The following is a 20,472-nucleotide window of genomic DNA, read 5'->3' as shown; positions in this document are numbered from 1 at the left end:
TGCCAGACAGCGTCGCCTCCTGTGAAGCAGGTGGGCTGATCCGCCCACGGGTCCCACACCAGTGTCCGGGGTTGGTCATTCAGTGACACTGAAGGCCCGAAGTTTCGGTTGGACAGCGGACGCTTCTCAGCGGCCAAGAGGGGCAACCCTGGTCGGGTCCGGCGCCCTCCCTAGATTCGAGCGGCCACCATGGCGCTCCTTTCGACCCTGACACTCTTTCCGGCCTACTCCCTCGATACCTCCATCCTGGTGGCGGTGCTCGTGGGCGTGCTCATCCTGGCGCTCCTCACGGAGACGCTCGGGTGGGTCTTCGTGGGCCTCGTGGTTCCCGGCTACCTGGCCTCGGTGTTCGTCATCCACCCGGAGGCGGGTTGCACCGTTGTCGCCGAGTCGCTGCTCACGTACGGCCTGGCGCTGGCGTTCTCCAGCGGACTGTCCCGCACGGGGGCCTGGAGTGAGTTCTTCGGCCGCGACCGCTTCTTCGCCGTGGTGCTCGCCAGCGTGGTGGTGCGCGCGGTCAGCGAGACGTGGCTCTTGCCCGTGCTGGGACACTGGATGGACGAGCGGTGGGGCACGTCCTTCATCGTCGACCGCAGCCTGCACAGCATCGGCCTGGTGCTGGTGCCGCTCACCGCGAACGCCTTCTGGAAGCTGAAGCTGCGCCGGGGGCTGTGGCAGGTGGCGGTGCCGGTGGCGCTCACGTACGTCATCCTCCGCTTCGTGCTGCTGCCCGGCACCAACCTGTCCTTCTCCAGCCTGGAGCTGATGTACGAGGACGTGGCGCAGGACTTCCTGTCCAGCCCCAAGGCCTACATCATCCTGCTGACGACGGCGTTCCTCGCCGCGCGCTTCAACCTCAAGTACGGCTGGGACTTCAACGGCATCCTCGTGCCCGCGCTGCTGGCGCTCACGTGGCTGGAGCCGTTGAAGCTCGCGGCCACGCTGGCGGAGGTGCTGCTGCTGGTCGCGGCCGCGAAGGCGGTGCTGTCGGTGCCGGGGCTGCGCACGCTCAACCTGGAGGGCCCGCGCAAGACGGTGCTCGTCTTCTGCCTGGGCTTCCTCGTGAAGTGGGGCATCGGCTGGGCCATGGGCGGCCGGATTCCAGGCCTGAAGGTCACGGACCTGTTCGGCTTCGGCTACCTGGTGCCCACGCTGCTGGCGGTGAAGATGCTGCAGAAGCAGGTCATCGCGCGCGTGCTCCTGCCCACGCTGCACACGTCTCTGGCGGGCTTCCTCATCGGCAGCCTCGCGGGCTTCGGGCTGTCGCTCATCGAACCGCGTCCGGCCACCGCGCTCACCGCGGAGGCGCCACACGAGCAGGTGCCCGGGCTGGGCCTGGACCAGTCTCCGCTGGGCCTGATGGTCATGGGCCGCGCCACCGCGCGCGAGAGCGACGTGGGTGGGCAGTCGCTGCGGCTGAAACACGGCGACCTGCGCGAGTACAGCGGGCTGTGGAACGGACTGGACGCGTGGCTGGAGTCGGGCCGCGCGGAAGACTTGAACGCGCTGCGCACGAAGGCGGTGGCGCTGGGACTGGAGCTTCGCGAGCTGCCGAAGCAGGACGGCGTGCCCGCGCGCTTCGCGCTGGTGGAGCGCGTGGAGGGCGCCGGCAAGGCGGGCTGGGACACGTCGCTGCTCGTCCCCGGCGCGCAGGGGCCGGTGCTGGAGGTGCCGCGTCCCCTGACGGAGGCGCCGAGCGCCGAGGCCGCCGCGCTCCTGTGCGAGCGCGTGAACTGCCGCGCCATCATCGTGAGCGGCGTGGATTCCCGCCGCGCGGGCCTGGTGCTGGGCGACGCGCTGGCGCAGTCGGAGACGCCGCTGCGCCACGCGCACGACGCGCTGTCCTCGCGGGAGCGGGTGCAGCTGCGCGTGGATCCGTCGCTGAAGCCGGGCCAGGTGGTGCTGCACACGCCGGACGGCAAGGCGCCCCAGGGTCTGGACATGCTGTGGCCCGGCGCGACGCTGACCGCGAACCCGCCTCCGGAGCCCGGTGGCAACTGGGGTGAGTCGCGGGTGAGCGTGCTGCGCGCGGGCGCCGCGGACCTGGCCTCGCTGGTGATTGAGCACGCCCAGGCGCTGGCCGCGTCGATGACGGAGCGCGACGCGCTGGGCACGCTGATGGTGACGCCGGAGGTGGCGCGCGTGCCGGCGGTGCGGCCGTCGGACGCGGAGCTGCTGGTGCTGGAGCAGCAGGTGGCCTCGCCGCTGTTGGGCGGTGGGACGGCGGACGTGCCGAAGGAGCTGCGCTCGCGCTGGGCCGGGGCCATGGCGGCGCTGATGGGCCTGCGGGTGCACCCGGTGACGGAGTGCGCGGGCGCGACCACGGGGTGCTGGTGGGTGACGGACGCGGAAGCCACGCCGGGCCGGCTGGGCGCGGGGCTGATGGTGCGTCCGGGCGGTGCTCCGCTCGCGCTGGAGGTGCCGTCGCCAGCCCGCGAGGCGGGCACGCTGCCGGTGGCCGCGGAGCTGTGGCACGAGTCGCGTTCCACCGCGCTGGTGTTCGCCACCGCGTCCGGCGACATGCCCCACCCCGCCACCTTCGGTGAGCTGCGCACGAGCTTCCAGGCGTTCCACCAGGCGGTGCACCGCGCGCTGCCGAAGGAGCAGGGCTGGGTGCTGCACCTGCGCGGCTTCTCTGGCCGCCCGTCCGTGGAAGCAGACGTGCTGGTGGACGTGGGCAGCCCGGTCCTCACTCCGGCGCAGCGGCCGGCGGACCTGGAGCGGCTGTTGTCGCAGGAGGGCCCGCTGGGCTGGCTGGGGCAGCGCGTGCGCTACCACGACGGCTCTCCGGAGCTGACGGGCCTCAACGACGCGAGCCCGCAGCAGGTCTTCTCCCGCACCTTCGGCGGGGCGCGGCTGGCCACGCTGTGGCTGTCCGAGCCGCTGCGCGGCGCCTTCGTGGGCCCGCGGCTCGTGGCGGAGGAGCTGGCCATCACGGGCCTGTTGCCCGAGGAGCCGCGCGAGTCTCCCGAGCGCGCGCTGCTGGCGGACCGGCTGGTGGCGCCGACGCAGCCGGTGTCCGCCGCGCTGAAGGAGCACTTCGCGGAGCTGACCGCGAGCGCGGAGCGCTACGTCGCGCAGCAGAACGTGCATGACCTCCGCGCGCTGGCGCAGACGAAGCGCGTGGGCAATGTGACGCGTCAGGTGAAGTCCGGCTTCAGCGCCGAATACGGCCTGCCCTTCCTCCTGGTGGAAGCGCGGCAGGGCAAGCAGGTGCTGCGCGCCGTCTATTTCCTTCAGCAGCACCCGTCGCCGGCGAAGCGCGCGGAGCTGACCGCGGGTGACGCGGAGCTCGCGAGCACGGTGGACCTGGCGCTGCGGCACCGCCGTCCGGTGGTGCTGACCGGGGAAGTCTCCCGTGAAGAGGCCCGTCGATGAAGACCCGCAGCCGCGCCCTCGTGGCGCTCCTTGGACTGATGGTGGGCCTGGCCCTTATCTGGGGCGCGAGCCTCGCCGTGCTGAGCAACACCGACACGCCCACCGCGCGGCGCGACGCGAAGTTCGTCAACGCCGAGCGCCTCATCTTCTACCGCCTGGAGCCGGGCCGGGAGATGCGCGTGCGCGTCCCCGCGGAGGCCGAGGAGCTGCTCATCGTCACGCACGAGCTGCTTCCGGACGGCTCGCCGTACGCGCCGGAGAAGCAGTACCAGTACGGCCTCAAGGCCATCCTGCGCGGGCCGGACGGCGTCCTGCTGGAGCGCTCCATCTTCACGCGCACGCGCCAGAGCAAGGGCCAGCCGCAGGAGGACGGCACGTTCCTGCAGGAGAGCGCCTTCACCACGCACGCGGATCAGCAGGTGACGGACGAGCGCGAGTTCGTGCTGCGCCTGCCCAAGGAGCGCCCGGACTACTCCGTGCTGTACCTGCGGGCCGCGGGCGCGAACGACACGCTGCTGGCGCGCGTCTACGTGCGCGCGCACCGCACGCTGCCGCTGCTCGCGTCGCAGAAGCTGGCCCAGGCCCGCGCGGAGGTGCGCGCCGGGCGTGCCACCTTCGAGCCCTTCGAGAAGCTCTCCACCGACACGCGCCGCTGGCTCGCCGAGGAGCACTGGGAGCGCCTCAACGCGGAGGGCGAGGCGGGCACCGACTACCAGATTGAACCCGTCTACCGCACCCCCTACCGGCTGCCGCTGGTGGAGGCCACCGAGTCCGTGCAGGAGCGCCTGGGCGCCGGCCGCGCCGTGGCCCTCAACGTCACCGGGCCCACGAAGCCGGTGCTGTGGCTGTGGAGCGACGCGACGGACGCGCATCCCCAACCGCACGGACCGGTGACGGTGCAGACGCTGTCCGCGGACGGCACGGCCCACACGCTGGAGCTGCCGGGCCCCGTGGCGGGTTCGCCCATGTCGCATCCGCTGGAGCTGCCGGCGGGCGTGCACACGGTGATGGTGCGCAACGACGGCCAGGAGGACCTGCGCTACACGGTGGAGGGCCCGTTCGAGTCGTGGCTGCTGCCCACCGAGTCGCGCCCCCAGCCGGGCGTCGCGTCGGAGGGCCGCGTGGCCTTCCTGCCGGACACGCGCCGCACGGAGGCGTTCGCCACCGGCCCGGCGTGCCCGGTGCTGGAGCTGGACATCGATCCGCGCATGGACGCGGTGGGGCGGCTGGTGCGCATCGACGCGCGCTCGCTGGACCGCGCGCCCTCGCGCGAGCCGCTGCACCTGAGCCTCACGGTGCTGGATGCCCAGGGCCAGTCCCTGGGACAGGCTTCGCTGGACGCGACGCCGGAGCCCGCGCCGTTCGAGAGCGCGGCCCTGGTGCCGCTGCCGGGCGGCGCGCTGCCCTGCACGCCCGTGGCGACGGCGGCCCAGGACGCGGGCTCTGGAGAAGTGACTGACCTGCCGGCGTGGGTGTCGGGCGCGACGAGCGCTCGGGTGTTCCTGCCGATGGGGGCGCGCAAGCTGCGCGTGGAGGCGCCACGCACGACCATCGTACAGCTCTACAGCTTCCTCTCCAGCGGTCAGCCCATGGCGGCGTCCGCGCCGTACACGAACGGCGCGCTCACCGGCGTGCGCTGGCGCAACGCGCCCGTGGATCAACGCGCGTGGCACCCGATGCGCCCGGCGAACCTGAACGCGCTGATGCAGGGCGGCGCGCGGATGGAGCTGCTCAGCCAGGTGCGCCTGGAGCCCGCGGGCCCCGAGGAGGAGACGCCTCCGCCTTCGGGCGACGCGGTGGTGGTGCGCCCGTATGGCACGCCCCCGGTGGTGGAGGTGCTGGAGTCCGGGCCGGCGGACACGGTGGACATGGTGAGGGCGCTGTCCACGGTGCTGGAGCCGGGCCGCGCGGTGCGGGCGCGCTTCGATGCGCGCACGCCCACCCGTCCGGAGGTGCGCCTGTCGCTGAAGGACGCGGCGGCGCTGGGCAACGAGGTGGAGGTGCTGCTCGACGGCGAGCCGCTGCACCGCTTCACCGTGCGCTCCACGCGGGCGCGGGAGCTGCTGCCGCCGCTGCCGCCGGGTGAGCATGAAGTGCTGCTGCGTTCCACTGCACCGGGGCTGACGGCGCTGCTCAACCGGCCTCCGGCGGCGGGCAGCGGGCTGCGCTCGCGCACGGTGTATCCGGTGGGCCAGGGTGGGCTGCGTGTGCCGGTGCGCAAGACGGGGCCCGGCTCGGTCACGCTCAACGTGGTCGTCTACACGCCGGTGGCGGAGGGCGCGACCGAGCCCCAGCTGTCCGTGACGGTGGATGGCGGCAACCCCGTGCGCCGCGCCAGCGTGCTGGTGCCGCACGTCACGCGCGCCGAGCGCACGGTGGTGCTGCCGGCCTCCGAGCGCGAGCCGGCCATGCCGGTGGGCCGCCCGGGCGTGAAGTGGTACGCGCGCACCGTGCCGGTGACGCTGGGCGAGGACATCGCGCCGGGCGTGCACACCGTGCGCATCCAGTCACTGGGCACGGGGCCCATGTGGGCGCGGTTCTTCATGTTCGGTCAGGCGGTGGAGAACACCGCGCCGCGCATGTGGAACCGGGGCGGCTGGCAGCCGGACGAGGACATGTTGTGAGGTTCCTCGGGAGGACCGGGTCGTGGCGCCCGCTCGTGGCCGCGGGAGTCGTGTCGCTGCTGGGCGCTGGCGTGAGCGCCTGGGCCCAGACGGTTCCGAGCGCTGCGACGACCGCGAGCGCCGCGACAGGCGCGAAGGCTTCGAAGCAGGACGCGGCCCGCGACGCCATGCGCACGAAGGCGGCCGCGCGGCCCGCTCCGGAGCGCGTGCCCCAGGAGGATCCATCCGTGAACGTGCCCGAGCAGTCGGGGTGTCGCGTCGACGCGCGCTTCTCGGGGCTGTGGCCCCATGCGGACGCCGTGACGTTCCACCCCACCACGCTGGAGGAGCGGACCGCGTTCTCGAAGCTCATCCCCGCGTTGCTGGCCGCCGCGCCGAAGCAGAAGGACGTGCCCCCGGAGCTGACGAACGTGGCCGCGTCCGTGGGCTTCTTCCTGGAGACGTGGACCACGCCGCGCGACACCTTCTGGGTGCTGCGTGAGCGGCCGGACGGTTACCACGGCGCGGGCGCCTATGTGATCCGCACGGGCGAAGCGACGAACGACGTGGTGCAGGTGCCGCACCCCTACTTCGACATCGGGACGGAGGACATCGGCTCCGCCCTCTTCGTCTGCCCGCCCGAGGGCCGCGCGCCGCGCCTGTTCATGACCGCGACCGCGCACCGCTACAAGGGCACGCCCGGTGAGACGCCCGAGGATCCGGAGCACCCCGCGGACGTCGCGCACAACCCGGAGCACCTCTTCCAGACCGTGACGGACCTGGCCGCGCGCCAGCTCGTCGCGCCGCACGTGGTGCAGCTGCACGGCTTCGGCGAGTCCAAGGTCCAGAAGGGCCGCACGGAGAAGCTGGCGGCGGTGATCAGCGACGGGACGCGCAGGCCCGGGAGGTGGGCCCGGAAGGTGGCCACACCATTGGAGGAGGCGCTCGGCCCTGGAGTGAAGCTGTTCCCGGACGGAGTGCAGGTGCTCGGCGGGACACAGAACGCGCAGGCCCGTCTGCTCCAGTCGTATCCGCAAGCCCGCTTCCTGCACCTGGAAATGTCATCCCGTACGCGCAAAGCGCTGGTGACCCCGGCGCGTCTGGACCGGCTGGCCCAGATTCTGTTCGCACCCTTGGAGGACTGAGCGCCGATGTTTCCTGTTCGACGCCGCGCCCGTTACACCCTGCTCGTGGGAGCGCTCGCGGCGCTGCCCGTCATCGCGCAGCCCGCCGTCTCCCAGCCGTCCGTCATCGCCCGCAGCGAGGAGGGCATGACCTGGCAGCCGCGCGCCATCCGGGGGCCGGTGGCACTGGAGGACCTCCGGGGCCACGCGCCCTACGTGCCTGGCGGCATTCCGCAGGTGACGGGCGCGATGGAAGTCACGGCCCAGAAGGGCGCGGCCGTGTGGCTGGGTCCGCTGGACGTGGTGCGCGTCACCGGCCCCGCCGGGGCGCTGCGCTTCACCCGCGTGCCGCTGTCGGAGGGCGGCGAAGCACCCGAGCTGCGCGTGGAGGAAGAGGGAGTGTCGGAGCGTCCGGGCCGCTGGTACCTGGCGGAGCCTATGGGCGCCGGCAGCATCTGGTGGGTCTCGGCGACGAAGAACGCCCGCATCGTGGTGGAGCGGCCCACGCACACGTCCACGGCGCGCACCGAGGAGCGGATGCGGGACGCGCTCCTCAAGTGGGTGGACGGCAAGGGGCCGCGCCCGGCGCTGGCGTTCGACGCGGCCACACGAGCGCGGCTGGACGTGGACGCGGCGCTGGAGGCGGAGCTCGTGAAGGACGAGCCTGAGTCCTCGCCCTTCCGGACCGCGGTGCGCGACTGGCGCAAGGCCTCCGCGCTGCGCGAGTGGGCGCTGGTGTCACCGCTCTACGGCCGGGCGGTGCGCGTGGAGCGCCCGCGTCCCACCGGCACGGAGGTGGTGCTGGACGGAATGGACGCGCCCTGGGTCCGCCCGGAGGAGAAGGGCTCGGTCTGGGCGTTGGAGATGGAGGGCCCGGGCGTGCTGTCGCTGGAGGCGCGCGCAGTGCTGGGCGATGGCACGCCCGCCGAGGCGCCGACGGTGGAGGTGTACGGCGTGGGCGGGGTGCTCGCGCAGGCGCAGCTCACGCCGCAGCCCGCGTGGGCGGAGGCCGCCGAGGGCGCGGCGCTGCCGGACGGGCGCACCGCGCGGGTGCTCGCGTCGGGTGAGCGCGTGGGCATCGCGGAGGAGATGCGCGTGGCGCTGCCTCCGGGCAAGCACAACTACCGCGTGAGCTGGAAGGGCCCCGCGCCGCTGATGCGTGCGCGCGTCGCCACGCGCCGGCCCACGCTGTCCGAGGCGCTGTCGCACCAGACGCACTGGACGGAGCTGGCGGAGAAGGCGTGGGAGGTGGTGAAGAAGGACCCCGCCGCCCGCCCGTCGCTGCTGCGTCAGCGGCTGGTGGCCCTGATGCCGGACCTGGCGCGCGGCACGTACGGACGCATCAAGACGGAGGGCCTGTCGCCGCTGCTGACCGTGATGGCCGCCCTGGGTGACGGCGACACGGACGTGGCGGTGGAGACGCTGAAGGGCGCGGATGCGTCGCCGCTCGCGTGGCACCTGCGGCTGCTCACCGCGAAGAAGCTCCTGGACGCGAACAAGCCGGACGTCGCGCACGCGCTCCTGGGCACCGCGCCCGCGCTGCCGGACGCGGGCTTCCTCACCGCCGAGGCGTCGGAGCTGGTGGCCCGCCTGCCGCTGGGGGATCCGCTGCGCAGCCGCGAGCTGGCCGCGCTGGAGCTGGCGTGGCGCGCGGATCCGCTGTCGGAGGACATCCGCCGGAGCTACCGCACCGCGTGGTGGCGCGCGAGCCGCTGGTCGCAGGTGACGCCCGCGCCCCGCGACGACGGGACCGAGGTGAAGGCCTCGCACTGGCTGGACCTCCAGGGCATGGAGGCCGATGCGTCGATGACGGGCAGCGCGCTGTGGCCGCTCGCCGCGGGCGGCACCACGCACGTGCAGGCCACGGGGCTCGCCGAGGCCCCTACCCTGTTGCGCGCCTACGTGATGACGCCGCCGGGCGCGAAGGCGAACCCGGTGCTGAGCGTGGGGAGCAACGCCTTCCCGCTGCTGCCGCTGTCGGCGGTGGAGCCGGTGGAGATTGCCCTGCCTCCGGGCGAGCACGCCCTGAAGCTGGAGGGCGTGGAGGGCACACGCGCGTTCCTGTCACTCGCGCCCGCGAAGGCGCAAGGGACGCCGGGCGAGGTGGGCTACGTGCGCTCGCAGTGGCCGGTGAAGGTGGAGAAGAAGGCGGTGCGCTTCCGGGTGCCGGACGCGAAGCTGCCCTCACCGGTGCGCGTGCAACTGCGTCCGTTGAATGCCACCGCGGGCAAGCCGCTCGTGGTGCGCATGAACACGGACGTGGGCCATCCGCGCAGGCTGGTGCTGATGCCCACCGCCGCCAGCCCGCGCCACGTCGCGCTGGAAGGCGCGAAGGGCACGTCGTCCGCGCCGGTGTCCGCGGTGGTGACGCTGCCCGCGCAGGCGCGCGAGGTGTGGTTCGAGCCCGAGGATCCGAAGGCACAGCTCGCCGTCTCGCTCGCGGTGCGCCGCGCGGAGGTGGCCACGTCCGAGGAGCCCCCTGCCCTGCCGCGGCAACCGCAGGCGGGCACGGCGTACGAGACGCTCCAGACACTCTCCCGCGCGCTGCGCACGGGGCCCGATGAAGTGGAGCCGCGCCTTGCTCGCGCCGAGCTGCTGTCGTCGCTGCAGGAGGACGGCTTCGCTCGCGCGGACGTGGGCCGGCTGTTGGACGTGCAGGCGAAGCTGACGCCGGAGCAGCAGCGGCGCCTGCTCGCGCTGATGGACCGCCTGTCGCAGGCGGCCCCGCGCACGGTGCGCTTCACGCAGGCCATCACCCAGCCCACGCTGGTGTCCCCTGCCTTCCCGGCGCTGGACACGGACGGCGCGAAGCTCGCGGCCACCAGTGCACAGGTGCGCGAAGGCCACATGGACGCGGCGCTCACGGCGGTGTCGGGAGACAAGAGCCTCGCGGGCCGTTACCTGAGAGCGCGGTTGCTGTCGGCGTCCGGCGAGGACGCGGCGGGCGCGCTGGCCATGGCGGCGCTGTACCGCGAGACGGGCCTGCCGCAGGTGGGCCTGGAAGCGCTCGGCATGCTGGAGCGGCTCCAGGACTCGCCCCAGGCGTGGAAGGACGGCGGTGCGCCCCTGGGCGCGGCGCTCGCGGGCCAGCTCCAGGCGTGGGCGGATCATCCGGATGTCCGCCGCATGCGCTTCACCGCGGGCCGCTGGACGCGCTGGGAAGGTCTGCGCGACGCGGAGGAGACCGCTGGCTCGCTCCTCGCCACGTCGGAGGCCGGCACGGACGACGAGGACGTCGCCATGTCCGTGCGCAAGGCGCTGCTCGCGCCCCCGTGGAAGCTGTCGGAGGCGAAGCTGCTGCCCGCCGGTGCCTCGCGCGTGATGAGTCTGGTGGTGAAGCAGCCCCGGCCCCTGGGCGCGGAGGTCCTCTGCGGCACCACCCCGCGTCCGGGCGTGGCCGCCGCAGGCACCTGCTCGTTCGCGCTCCGCGTGGACGGCCGCGTGGTCCGCGAGCTCCAGGTCCCCGAGGGCGAGACCGCCATCCTGGGCACGCGCCTGGACGTCCCCGGCCGACACCAGGTGGAAGTGGTGATGGCGCGCGCCGACACGCAGCAGACCGGCCTGGTGCGCTTCGTGGAGTCCGAGGAAGCCAGCACCCACGCCCGCGTCATGGCCGCCCCGCAGCCCCTCTCCCTCCTGCGCAGCCGTCCGGGCGCGCCGGTGGTGATGACCGTGCTGGGCCCTACCGCCCTGCGCGTGCGCGCCACCGCTCTGGCCCCCACCGCGGGCCGCGAGCTGCTCCTGCGCAGCACGCCGCTGCCCTCCGGTGACGGCACCGGCGGCTCCAGCGCGGAGGAAGGTCCGCTCATGCACCTGGGCCTGCCCGAGGACGCCGACCCCGGCCTCCAGGGCGCGTCCCAGCCGCTGGGCCGCATGGGAGAGACGTGGCTGCTGCTGCCCTCGCGCGGTCCGCACCGCGTGAGCCTGGAGTCGCCCGCGGGCGAAACCCTGGTGCAGGTGCAACTGGGTGTCGCATCGGATCCGAGCGCGCTCGCGGCCCCCTCGTGGGCCCAGGGCACCACGGGCCTGGAGCCGCTGCCCTGGCCCGCGCTGCCTCCCAGCCTGTCGCTGCTGCCGGAGGGCATGCCTCCGGAGGCGCGCACCGGCGGCCTGGGCATGGTGTCCGCGGAGATGGGCTATCGCAGCGAGGACGTGGAGGAAGGCGAGCTGCTCAACCGCCCGCTCCAGACGGGCCTGGAGGTCCGCCTGTCCCTGCGCCGTGAGCTGTCCCCGGGCCGCGCGTGGCTGCGCTTCACGCCCGAGGCGCGCTACCCGCTGAACCAGTCCGCCGTGCTCGGCGGCACCGTGGCTGGGTACGTGAATCAACTGCCCGGCGACCTGCGCCTGTCCATGCAGGGCTCCGTGTTCTCGCAGACCATCGACGGCACGATGCGCTGGAGCGCGCGAGGCCGCGTGGCGGCGGACCGCTACGTGCGCCTGTCCCCGGACGTGGGCCTCATCCCCGGCCTGGGCCTGACGCTGGAGCCCATGCAGGGCGGCAGCGCGGTGGACGCCACGCGCTACGACCAGAACGTCTACTGGCTCTACGGCAAGGACCACCCGCGGCGCCTGTCGCCCCGGCTGTCGCTGCGCTGGCAGCCCTTCCAGGACCACGTGGTCACGCTGGGCATGTCCGCCGTGAGCAACGCGAACATCTACACGGTGGACAACGCGGGCGCCTACGCGAGCTGGGCGGCGCTCCTGGGCGGCAAGCTCCAGGGCACGCGCGTGGAGCTGGGCTACGGCGCTTCACAGCGCTTCCAGGATGCTCACCGCGCCACGGAGTACCTGCGCCACCGCGTGTCGGGCCGCCTGGACTGGAACGTGTGGATGGGCAGGGGCGGCAACCGGCTGATGCTCTTCGCGGAGGACCGCGCCTTCCTCTCCGGCCCGTACGGGATGCAGAACATGTTTTCACTCGGAGCGCGGTGGGATTGGACGGGTGGACGTGGGCTGAAGGACGTCACGCCCACCGAGGAGGAGTTCGAGGAGCTGCTCGATGAACGACGTTTGCAGCCTTGAGGAGGGGTGAGCTGTCCTGATCCGAACGCGTGCATGGAGTCGCCGGGCAGGTTTCTCAAGCAATGAATAGCTCTGGCCGCGACATGCACCCGGCGAACGAACCTCTCGAGTCCCAACTGCTGGAAGCCCTGCCCCCGCTGCACCGTCGAGTGCGCGGGGCCCAGGTCGAGGTCCTGGCCCAGCGGCTGGTGGAGTCGTGCCCTCGCCCCGCCGGCCTGGAGGGACTGGCCCCGTGGCTGGGCGTCGCCCTGGAGGCCCTGGAGACGGAGCTGGCCGCGGTCCACGCGGAGATCGTCCAGTTCACGCGCCAGCACAACGAGGCGCAGGATGACGCCGCCCGCCGCCAGGTGCTGGTGGAGCACATCAAGGCCACGGTGAAGGACCGCAAGGACCGCAAGGAGGACCTGCGCGCCCTGGACCGGTGGATGGGCTTCGACGCCCTGCGCGAGCGACTGGAGAAGCGCCGCCACAAGCTGCTGATCGAAGAAGAGACGGCGCTCCGCGCGCTGACGGGAGTGCTGGACAAGGCCCACGAGCAGGAGCTGCGACCCGCCGCCGTGCCGCTGGCGAGGCAGCTGCTGGACCGCGCCGTGGACGCGCCCCGGGCGCAGAACCGCTCCGCCGCGCTGGAGGCCTTCCGGCAGCTCGCGCGGACGGTGCCGGGCGTCGCCGCGTCGCTGCCCGAAGTGGGCCCCACGCTGACGAGCCTCGCGGGCCAGGAGGACGTGAGTCCGTTCTTCCAGGCGGAGGCCCTGCGCGCGCTGCTCTCGGTGGACGCGCTCACGGGCCTGGCCCTGCTGCGCCAGCGTCTGCGCGCGAAGGCGCCGTCGGAGAAGGACTTCCTCTTCCGCCGCCAGGTGCTGGAGCAGTGCGCGCCGCTGCTCTCGGAAGAGCACCGCATGCCGCTGCTCACCGAGGTCGCGCACCACGACCCGAGCGAGTACGTGCGCATGGGCCTGTGCGCCCTCATCGCGCAGCGCCCGGACGGACAGCCACTGCTGCGCCGTCTCGCGGGCCTGGAGCAGATGCCATCCGTCGCGGGACAGACGCTGTCGGAGCAGAGCCCGCGCGTGCGCACCGCCGCCGTGCTGGCCGCGGTGGACGCGGCGCTCGCGGCGCCAAAGGTGAAGGGCCCTGCCCTCCAGGTGCTGGTGGACGTGCTCGGCCGTGACACCGCGCCGCTCGTGCTGCGCGTGTCGTGCGAGCGCGCCGCCGCGCTGGCGGAAGCGCTGGGCGCCGCCGGACTGGGCCCCGCGCACGCGGCGCTGCTGGACGCGGTGGAATCCCTGGCGACGCAGCCGGGCGCCACGGGGCCGGTGGTGGAGGCCGCCGCCGCCGCCGCGCAGGTGCTGCGCCGGGTGAAGGACCCCGTGCGCCAGGCATGGACGGCGTTCCTCGCGGGCCGAGTCTCCAAGCTCCGCCCGGGCAGCCGCACGCGCATCCCGCTCCAGCCGGCGCCGGAGGACCTGCCGCCGATGCCGGAGGGCCCCGCGTGGCTGGGCGCCATCCTCGCGGACCTGTCGCAGGACGGGCACGGCCTGTACGCGGAGCGCACGGACAAGACGCTGACGCTGTGGCACGGCGACCGGCAGGAGCGCCGCCTGTGGCGCATGTGGCACGAGCTGGGCCGCCCCGCGCCGAACAAGCGCCAGGCGTTCCTGCACACCACCGGCCGCGTGATGTCCGGCACGCTGCGCGCGCACCCGGGCCACCTGGATGAAATCACGGAGACGCTGGTCCCCGGCGAGCGCGTCCACGTGGCGAGCCAGGGCAGCTGGGGCCGTCACCTGCCCACGGTGGACGACCTGCTGGACATGCCGCTGTCGAAGGACGGCAAGGTGCACCTGTTCAGCAGCCACGGCGAGACGGTGCTGGTGCCGCCTGCCTCGCGCCTACGCCGGCTGACGAACCGCCTGAAGGTGTCGAAGGACTACCGTCGGCTCGCGTCGCTGCGGCTGGACTCGCTGGGAGGCGAGGAGCCCCGCGAGCGCCGCCGCTTCGTGGAGCAGGTGGAGCGCGAGCTGGGCGTCCAGGTGCGCTTCACGCCGTACGGCCAGCACAAGCAGGTCCCCGCTCCGCTCGCCACGCTCTTCCACGAGCCGGAGGCCGCGCCGAAGCCCACGTCCACGCTGCACACGCCCGCGCTGCTGGGCCTGCAGAGCGGATTCCTGGCGCTCCTCACCGAGCGCATCATGGAGAACGAGGGCTACTTCCTCGGCATGGGAGGCAACGGCATCGCGGCGCTGGGCCTCTTCACCGCGGCGCTCTTCTCCGTCTTCCTGGGCGACACGTACGTGAAGCGCCAGAACGTGCGGAAGTCCCGGGAGAAGATCCCGCTCGTCATCGGCGGCTGGGGCACGCGCGGCAAGTCCGGCACGGAGCGCCTGAAGGCGGCGCTCTTCTCCGGCATGGGCTTCGAGGTGTTCGCGAAGACGACGGGCTCGGAGGCGATGTTCGTGCACAGCGCCCCGGGCGCCGGGCCGTCCGAGTTCTTCATCTTCCGCCCCTACGACAAGGCCACCATCTGGGAGCAGAAGGACATGGTGGAGCTGGGCGCGCGCCTGGGCACGGAGGTGTTCCTCTGGGAGTGCATGGCGCTGCAGCCCAACTTCGTCGAGCTGCTCCAGAACGACTGGATGAAGGACGACTTCGCCACGCTGACCAACGCCTATCCGGACCATGAGGACATCCAGGGTCCGGCGGGCATCAACGTCGCGTCGGTCATCACCAACTTCATGCCCAAGGGCGGCCGGGTGGTGACGACGGAGGACCACTTCCTCCCGCTCTTCAAGCAGGCGGCGCAGGAGAAGGACACGACGCTGCTGCACAGCGCGTGGTGGGAGGCGGAGCTGATTCCCGAGGAGTTCCTCGCGCTGTTCCCCTACCGCGAGCACCCGCGCAACATGGCGCTGGTCGCGACGCTGGCGGAGCAACTCGGCGTGTCGCGGCCGTACGCGCTGGCGCTGATGGCCGAGCACGTGCAGCCCGAAATCGGCGTGCTGAAGGTCTTCCCGCCAGCGAAGGTGCGCGGGCGGCAACTCCAGTTCATCAACGGGCACTCGGCGAACGAGCGCACGGGCTTCATGAACAACTGGATCCGCACGGGCCTGGGGGACGTGGATCCGGAAGCGAACCCGGAGCGCGCGGTCATCACGGTCATCAACAACCGCTGGGACCGAGTGTCGCGCTCGGAGGTGTTCGCGCGCATCATGGTGGAGGACGCGCCCGCGGACCGGCACGTGCTCATCGGCACGAACCTGGAGGGCCTCCAGAAGTACGTGCGCGACGCGTTGGATCGGCACCTCTTGAGCACGGAGGTCGTCGCGGTGGAGGAGGTCGCGAGCCCCGAGGGCCAGGCCCGCGCGGAGGCGCGGCTCGCGAAGGAGCTGACGAAGCTGAAGGTGCCGCGTCCCACGACGGCCACGTTCATGGACCGGCTGGAGCGGTACGCGGCCGGCGCGGGACTCCAGGCGACTGCCACGCTGGCGCTGACGGCCGCGGTGGAGAAGGCGCTGGAGGGCGGAGACGACGACGTGGGCGTGGAGAAGGTGCGCCGCGCGCTGGAGCGCGAGGTGGGTCCGCTCATCGACGAGGCGCTGTCTCCGGCGACGCGCGCGCTGCCGCAGACGCTGCCGGAGGTGCTGACATCCGCGACGAAGGACGAGGTGCGCGAGCACGCGCTGTATCTGCTGGCCCGCATGGCGGTGCACGCGCGGCTGAAGGCGCTGCTGCCCCGAAGTGAAGCGGATGCTCAGGGCCGAGTGAAGGCGTTCCACGCGAAGTTCCGCGACGCGTACAAGGCCATGATGCTGGAGCAGTTGGTGCCTGTGTCCGACTCGCAGGCGACGGGCGACCAGGTGGTGGACGCGTGCGCTCGCGCGGTGGCGCCCGGGATGCAGGTGAGCATCATGGGCGCGCAGAACATCAAGGGCACGGGCCTGGACTGGGTGTACCGCTGGATGGCGCTGGACCGGGTGACGACGGCGCTGAAGGCGCTGGAGGGCACGTCGGTGGAGGCGCGGCGGCGGGCGCTGGAGTCGCTGGAGACGTTCGACGACTCGGGCTTCGTGGACGCGGGCCTGGCGCGCACGGTGCTGCCGGGGCTCGTCAGCAAGGCCGCGTCGCCGGATGAAGCGGACCGGCTGCGCAAGCTGGCGGAGCGCGCGAGGACGCGGCACGAGTTGAAGATCGCCGCGCTGACGCACACCGCGGCGGGTGGCGCAACGCAGGTGGTGGTGCGCAAGCTGGAGAAGGTCTTCGACTACCTGGACAGCGTGACGCGCCGCCGGCTGAGCGAGATGTTGCTGGAGGACCTGGAGACGGGCCGCGTGTCGCACGCGCGAGCGGCGGTGGAGACGCGCAAGCTGTACGAGCGCCAGAAGGGCGGCTGGCTCTTCCGCGGCCTCAAGAAGCAGCCGAAGCAGCTGGTGCCGGTGGTGGAGGCGCCCACGCCCGTCATGCCGGCCCCCGCGGAGGCGGTGTTCAAGGCGATGGTGGAGCTCCCCAGCACCAAGGTCCCGGTGCAGGTGCACCACGTCCCCCTGGACACCAACGCGCTGACGAAGATCGAGGGCCCCGTGCTGCTGCGCGACGAGCCCTTGAAGAAGCAGGGACCGGACGTGCTGGGGCCCGAAGCGGCGGATGACGCAGGCGAGCCGCTGTCCTGAGTCCCCCCGAGACAGAGACCCGAGGAGCGATGTTCATGGAGGAGAGTCCCATCACGGACGCGGTGCTCGGGGAACGCGTCCCTTCCCTCCCCCGCCTCAAAGCGGTGGAGCCCCTGACGCGCGGGCGCGTGGAGCCCCTGTGCGTGGCGGAGGTCCGGAGCCTCGCGGCCTTCAATGCATTGGAGGCGGAGTGGAACGCGCTGGTGAAGCGCGCGGACGACCAGGTGTTCCACCGGCACGAGTTCGTGCGCTGCTGGATTGAAAACTTCGCGCCCGGCGCGGCCCTGCGAATCCTGACCGCGAGGAACGCGCTGGGCATGCTGGTGGCGGTGCTGGGGCTCCAGGAGGAGCAGGGCCACCAGTACGGCGTGCCGGTGCGGCAGTTGTCGTCGCTGACGAACAAGCACTCATGCCGATTCGACCTGGTGGCGGAGGAGCCCAGGCACGCCGCGGTGGCCTTCCTGTCGCATCTGATGGGCGACCCGAGCTGGGAGGTGCTCCGGCTGTCGGACGTGCCGGAGGGCGGCGCGGCGTGGGAGCTGCTCAACGCTGCGAGGGGCGCGGGAATGCCCTGGGGCGCGTGGCCGAGCGCACGCTCGCCCTACCTGGTGTTGCCTTCCACGGTCGCGGCGTGGACGAAGGGCCGGAGCAACGCGAAGCCGCTGCGCAGGAGGCGCAGGCGCCTGGAGGAAAGGGGCCGCGTGGAGGTGGAGCGCGTGGCCGAAGTGGAGGGCCTGGGGTCGAAGCTGGAGGAGGCCTTCGCACTGGAACAGAGCGGCTGGAAGGCGCAGGAGGGCACGGCGATCGCGCAGGCGGAGCACCGGCGCGGCTTCTACACGGGGTTGGCGCGCACGGCGGCGGAGCGCGGCTGGTTGGGATTGTATTTCCTGCGGCTGGACGGACGGGCCATCGCGTTCCAGTACGGGCTGGAGTACGGCGGCCGCTATCTGGCGATGAAGCCGGGCTACGACGAGACCCTGGCGGAAGTGAGCCCGGGGCACCTGCTGACGGAGAACCTGATCCAGGACTGCATCGGAAGGGGCCTGGGCGAGCTGGACTTGTTGGGGGACGACGCTCCCTACAAGCGCGAGTGGACGGAGCAGGTCCGGCAGCACCACTGGCTGTTCATCTACCGGGACACCTGGATGGGGCAGACGCTACAACGCTCGAAGTTCCGCTGGGCTCCAGTGGCGAAAAGGATGGTGGGCAGATGGGTCCGACGGCGCTGACGTTCTACCGAGCCGCGAAGCGGCTCCAGGCGCTCCCGAGGCTCGCGAACATGGTGGCCACGGTGGGCGACCGCCTCCACAACAGCCACGTGGACACGAAGGCCGTGCTGCACCCCACGGTGGAGCTGGGCTACGGAGGCATTGGCGTGATCATCGCGCCGGGCGTGGAGATTGGAGCGAAGAGCTTCATCTCCCAGAACGTGAGCCTGGAGCCCCTGCCCGGACGTGTCGGCGTGCCCCGCGTGGGCCGCGACGTCTACATCGGCGTGGGCGCCCAGGTGCTGGGCCCGGTGGTGATTGGCGACGGCGCGAAGATTGGCGCCAACGCGATCGTGCTGGACGACGTGGCGCCGGGGACCACCGTGGCGGGGATTCCGGCCCGCGAGCTGAAGCAGAAGGTCCCGCCCACGGGGACGTGAAACTCAGCCGCCCTTGGGCATCTTCAGCGCCATCGCGACCAGAGAGAGCGTGAGGTCCTCGGGCTGGTAGGGCTTGAACGGGTTGAGCGTCGTCCCGGTGGAGTCCAGGTGATCCAGTCCGGACAGGGTCACGGACTTGGAGCCGGGGATGAACGCGTCCTGCGGGAGCACCAGGCCGTCCGACTTCACGCCGTAGCGCTGATGCATGTACTCCTGCATGGCGAACAACGGCGACGTCGGGTTCGCGGTGGTGGAGGCCATGGAGACGGTGGGGATGCCCGGCGGCATCGGGTGCTTCGCCAGGAACTCCTTGCGCGAGTCGTACGTCAGGTCCTCACCGGCCTGGATGCTGCCACCGAGCGCCTCGACGGCGCCGCCCACGCCGTAGCGCACGAGCGGGTTGTCCAGCAGGTCCTGCGCCATGGGCGAGCCGCCGTAGGGCGACTGGATGGTGACCAGGGCGCGCACGTGGTCCTTCAGCTCCGGGTACATCGACAGGGCCGCAGCGGAGTCCAGGCCGCCCTTGCTGTGGCCGATGAGCACCACCTGCTTGCCGTTCTTGGAGGCCTCGAGCACGGCCTGCCGGACGATGGCGGCGTTGTGCTCCACGCCCATGTCCGTGTCCACGGGAACGCGGCCGACCTGCAGGCCCTGCGCTTCGAGCGCGTCCAGGTTCTTGTCGAAGTAGATCTGCTTGGGCGCGGCCTCGGAGAGCAGACCGCCCACGGCGAGGAACACGCAGTTCTTGGCCTCGGGGGGCATCACGTTCTGGCCCGCGCGCACGGCCTGGTTGAGCTTCATGAACTCCGCGGTGGAGTCCTTCGCCGGCGGATACGCCTTCTGGATCCAGCCGATCTTGTCCGCCTCGCCCTTGCCGGGCCAGGGGATGGGAAGGCGCAGGGCATTGACCTGCTGCGACCCCGCCGGAGCCACCGACGAGAAGCTGTCCCCCTTCACGATGGCGTTGAAGCCCTGCGCGCCCTTGGCCCGGGCAGGAGCCTCCGGAGCGACCCGCGTCTGCGTGGACGGCGTGAGGCTGGAAGGACGCGTGACCTGGACCATGAGGGGACCTCGGGAGGGGGAGCCGAGTTGAGCAGCAGGGAGGCTTGCCTACATTGTCGGTCAATGGCGCCGGGAGTTGCGTGCCCGTTCCAAGTCCGTGAGAAGCCGAGACTCAGAGCATGTGTCGCAGCGCGGCGAACTCCGCTGGCTATGGCTGATCAGGCGGACCGCACACGTCAGAACGCTGGCTGTTCATACCAGGGACGCTGCACCGGATGACGCTTCTCCCAAATCCCTTCGGCAACACGGTCCCACTTGCCGCGAGTCGACCGATAGCGGACCTGGAAGCCCACGGGCGCCGTCTTCCAGTAGGTGGCTGACCAGGGCCGCCGGACCGTCCACACCGCGCTCCCAGGCACCAAGACTCTCGACGGTTGCGAGGACGCCCTGGCGAACTCCTCCTCCGCGAGTTCATGTCCCCCCGCCTCAATGCAGTGTTCTTCCCCATCACTCCAGCCCGTGAAATAGCGGCTCCAATCCGGCCGGGCCAGCGACTCCCACACGGCCCCGCCCTCGGGCGTCAGTCCATACCAGAAGCCCGAGTAGCGCCCCGGCGCGCACGAACTCATCGCGAGCGCGCTTTCAATCTCCGGGAGCGTCCGGGCGAGAGCGTCTGTTTCAGAGTGTTTCACCCTGATGAGCCCGGCCTCGCACAGGGAGGCCAGCATTGGCGCCAGCTCCCGCGCCGCCAGCCCATGGGGGCGCCGGTTGGTGATGACCTCGATGTTGGGACTTCCCAGGACAGCCAGGTTCTCTCTCAGCTCTACGACGGCATCCAGAAACCAGAAGCTCCTGCGATCAATGCGCATGGCAAGGCCCTGGCGAAGCAAGCTGCTCGCTCGCATGTGGGCCAGGGCCACTCTACCGCGATCGCCCGCCTGCACTCGGAACCTGGGACCGCAAGCGCTGCCAGCAGCCCCCCCGCCGCGCCCTTGCCCCTGTCGCCATCCCTGCCTACATGCCCCGTC

The 20,472-nt window shown here is 72.1% G+C and carries 9 protein-coding genes; 7 read left to right on the top strand and 2 right to left on the bottom strand.

Features of this window, described 5'->3' with window-relative positions; translation table 11 throughout:
* The first annotated feature begins 189 nt into the window (after positions 1–189).
* From D7Y21_RS18345 to D7Y21_RS18310, 7 genes are all read left to right on the top strand, one after another.
* Positions 190–3,378 (top strand): poly-gamma-glutamate biosynthesis protein PgsC/CapC, encoded by a 3,189-nt coding sequence (locus D7Y21_RS18345; protein WP_121714700.1) that lies wholly within the window; start codon positions 190–192, stop codon positions 3,376–3,378.
* Positions 3,375–6,002 carry a hypothetical protein gene (locus tag D7Y21_RS18340; protein WP_121714698.1) on the top strand — a complete coding sequence of 876 codons (2,628 nt, stop codon included), beginning with the start codon at positions 3,375–3,377 and terminating at the stop codon, positions 6,000–6,002. Before D7Y21_RS18345 ends, D7Y21_RS18340 begins: the two co-directional genes overlap by 4 nt.
* 35 nt (positions 6,003–6,037) lie before the next feature.
* Positions 6,038–7,126: a hypothetical protein gene (locus D7Y21_RS41830; RefSeq protein WP_158627313.1), complete on the top strand. Its 1,089-nt coding sequence runs from the start codon at positions 6,038–6,040 to the stop codon at positions 7,124–7,126.
* Between the two features lie 6 nt (positions 7,127–7,132).
* Entirely contained in the window at positions 7,133–12,127 is a 4,995-nt protein-coding gene (locus tag D7Y21_RS18330) for a hypothetical protein (protein ID WP_121714696.1), read from the top strand.
* Positions 12,128–12,189: 62 nt separating this feature from the next.
* On the top strand, positions 12,190–16,794 hold the full coding sequence (locus D7Y21_RS41825) for a hypothetical protein (protein WP_158627312.1): 4,605 nt from the start codon (positions 12,190–12,192) through the stop codon (positions 16,792–16,794).
* A 35-nt stretch (positions 16,795–16,829) separates the two neighbouring features.
* Positions 16,830–18,023: a GNAT family N-acetyltransferase gene (locus D7Y21_RS18315; protein ID WP_199735440.1), complete on the top strand. Its 1,194-nt coding sequence runs from the start codon at positions 16,830–16,832 to the stop codon at positions 18,021–18,023.
* A complete protein-coding gene (locus tag D7Y21_RS18310) occupies positions 18,005–18,442 on the top strand; it encodes a serine O-acetyltransferase (protein ID WP_120566299.1) in 438 nt (145 codons plus the stop codon). The genes D7Y21_RS18315 and D7Y21_RS18310 overlap by 19 nt, the downstream gene beginning before the upstream one ends.
* A 3-nt stretch (positions 18,443–18,445) precedes the next feature.
* Here D7Y21_RS18310 and D7Y21_RS18305 read toward each other — a convergent pair whose 3' ends face one another.
* Positions 18,446–19,504: a triacylglycerol lipase gene (locus D7Y21_RS18305; RefSeq protein ID WP_120566298.1), complete on the bottom strand. Its 1,059-nt coding sequence runs from the start codon at positions 19,502–19,504 to the stop codon at positions 18,446–18,448.
* A gap of 176 nt (positions 19,505–19,680) precedes the next feature.
* Positions 19,681–20,313: a hypothetical protein gene (locus tag D7Y21_RS18300; RefSeq protein WP_147469317.1), complete on the bottom strand. Its 633-nt coding sequence runs from the start codon at positions 20,311–20,313 to the stop codon at positions 19,681–19,683.
* Positions 20,314–20,472 lie beyond the last annotated feature (159 nt).

It is taken from the genome of Corallococcus sp. AB045, assembly GCF_003668895.1.
Taxonomy (GTDB): Bacteria; Myxococcota; Myxococcia; order Myxococcales; family Myxococcaceae; genus Corallococcus; species Corallococcus coralloides.
This window is presented reverse-complemented; position numbering and strand designations above follow the sequence as displayed.

Coding starts and splice junctions, on each gene's coding strand:
- D7Y21_RS18345 (WP_121714700.1), top strand. CDS start 190: ATGGCGCTCCTTTCGACCCTGACACTCTTTCCGGCCTACTCCCTCGAT.
- D7Y21_RS18340 (WP_121714698.1), top strand. CDS start 3,375: ATGAAGACCCGCAGCCGCGCCCTCGTGGCGCTCCTTGGACTGATGGTG.
- D7Y21_RS18330 (WP_121714696.1), top strand. CDS start 7,133: ATGTTTCCTGTTCGACGCCGCGCCCGTTACACCCTGCTCGTGGGAGCG.
- D7Y21_RS41825 (WP_158627312.1), top strand. CDS start 12,190: ATGAATAGCTCTGGCCGCGACATGCACCCGGCGAACGAACCTCTCGAG.
- D7Y21_RS18315 (WP_199735440.1), top strand. CDS start 16,830: ATGGAGGAGAGTCCCATCACGGACGCGGTGCTCGGGGAACGCGTCCCT.
- D7Y21_RS18310 (WP_120566299.1), top strand. CDS start 18,005: ATGGGTCCGACGGCGCTGACGTTCTACCGAGCCGCGAAGCGGCTCCAG.
- D7Y21_RS18305 (WP_120566298.1), bottom strand. CDS start 19,504: ATGGTCCAGGTCACGCGTCCTTCCAGCCTCACGCCGTCCACGCAGACG.
- D7Y21_RS18300 (WP_147469317.1), bottom strand. CDS start 20,313: ATGCGCATTGATCGCAGGAGCTTCTGGTTTCTGGATGCCGTCGTAGAG.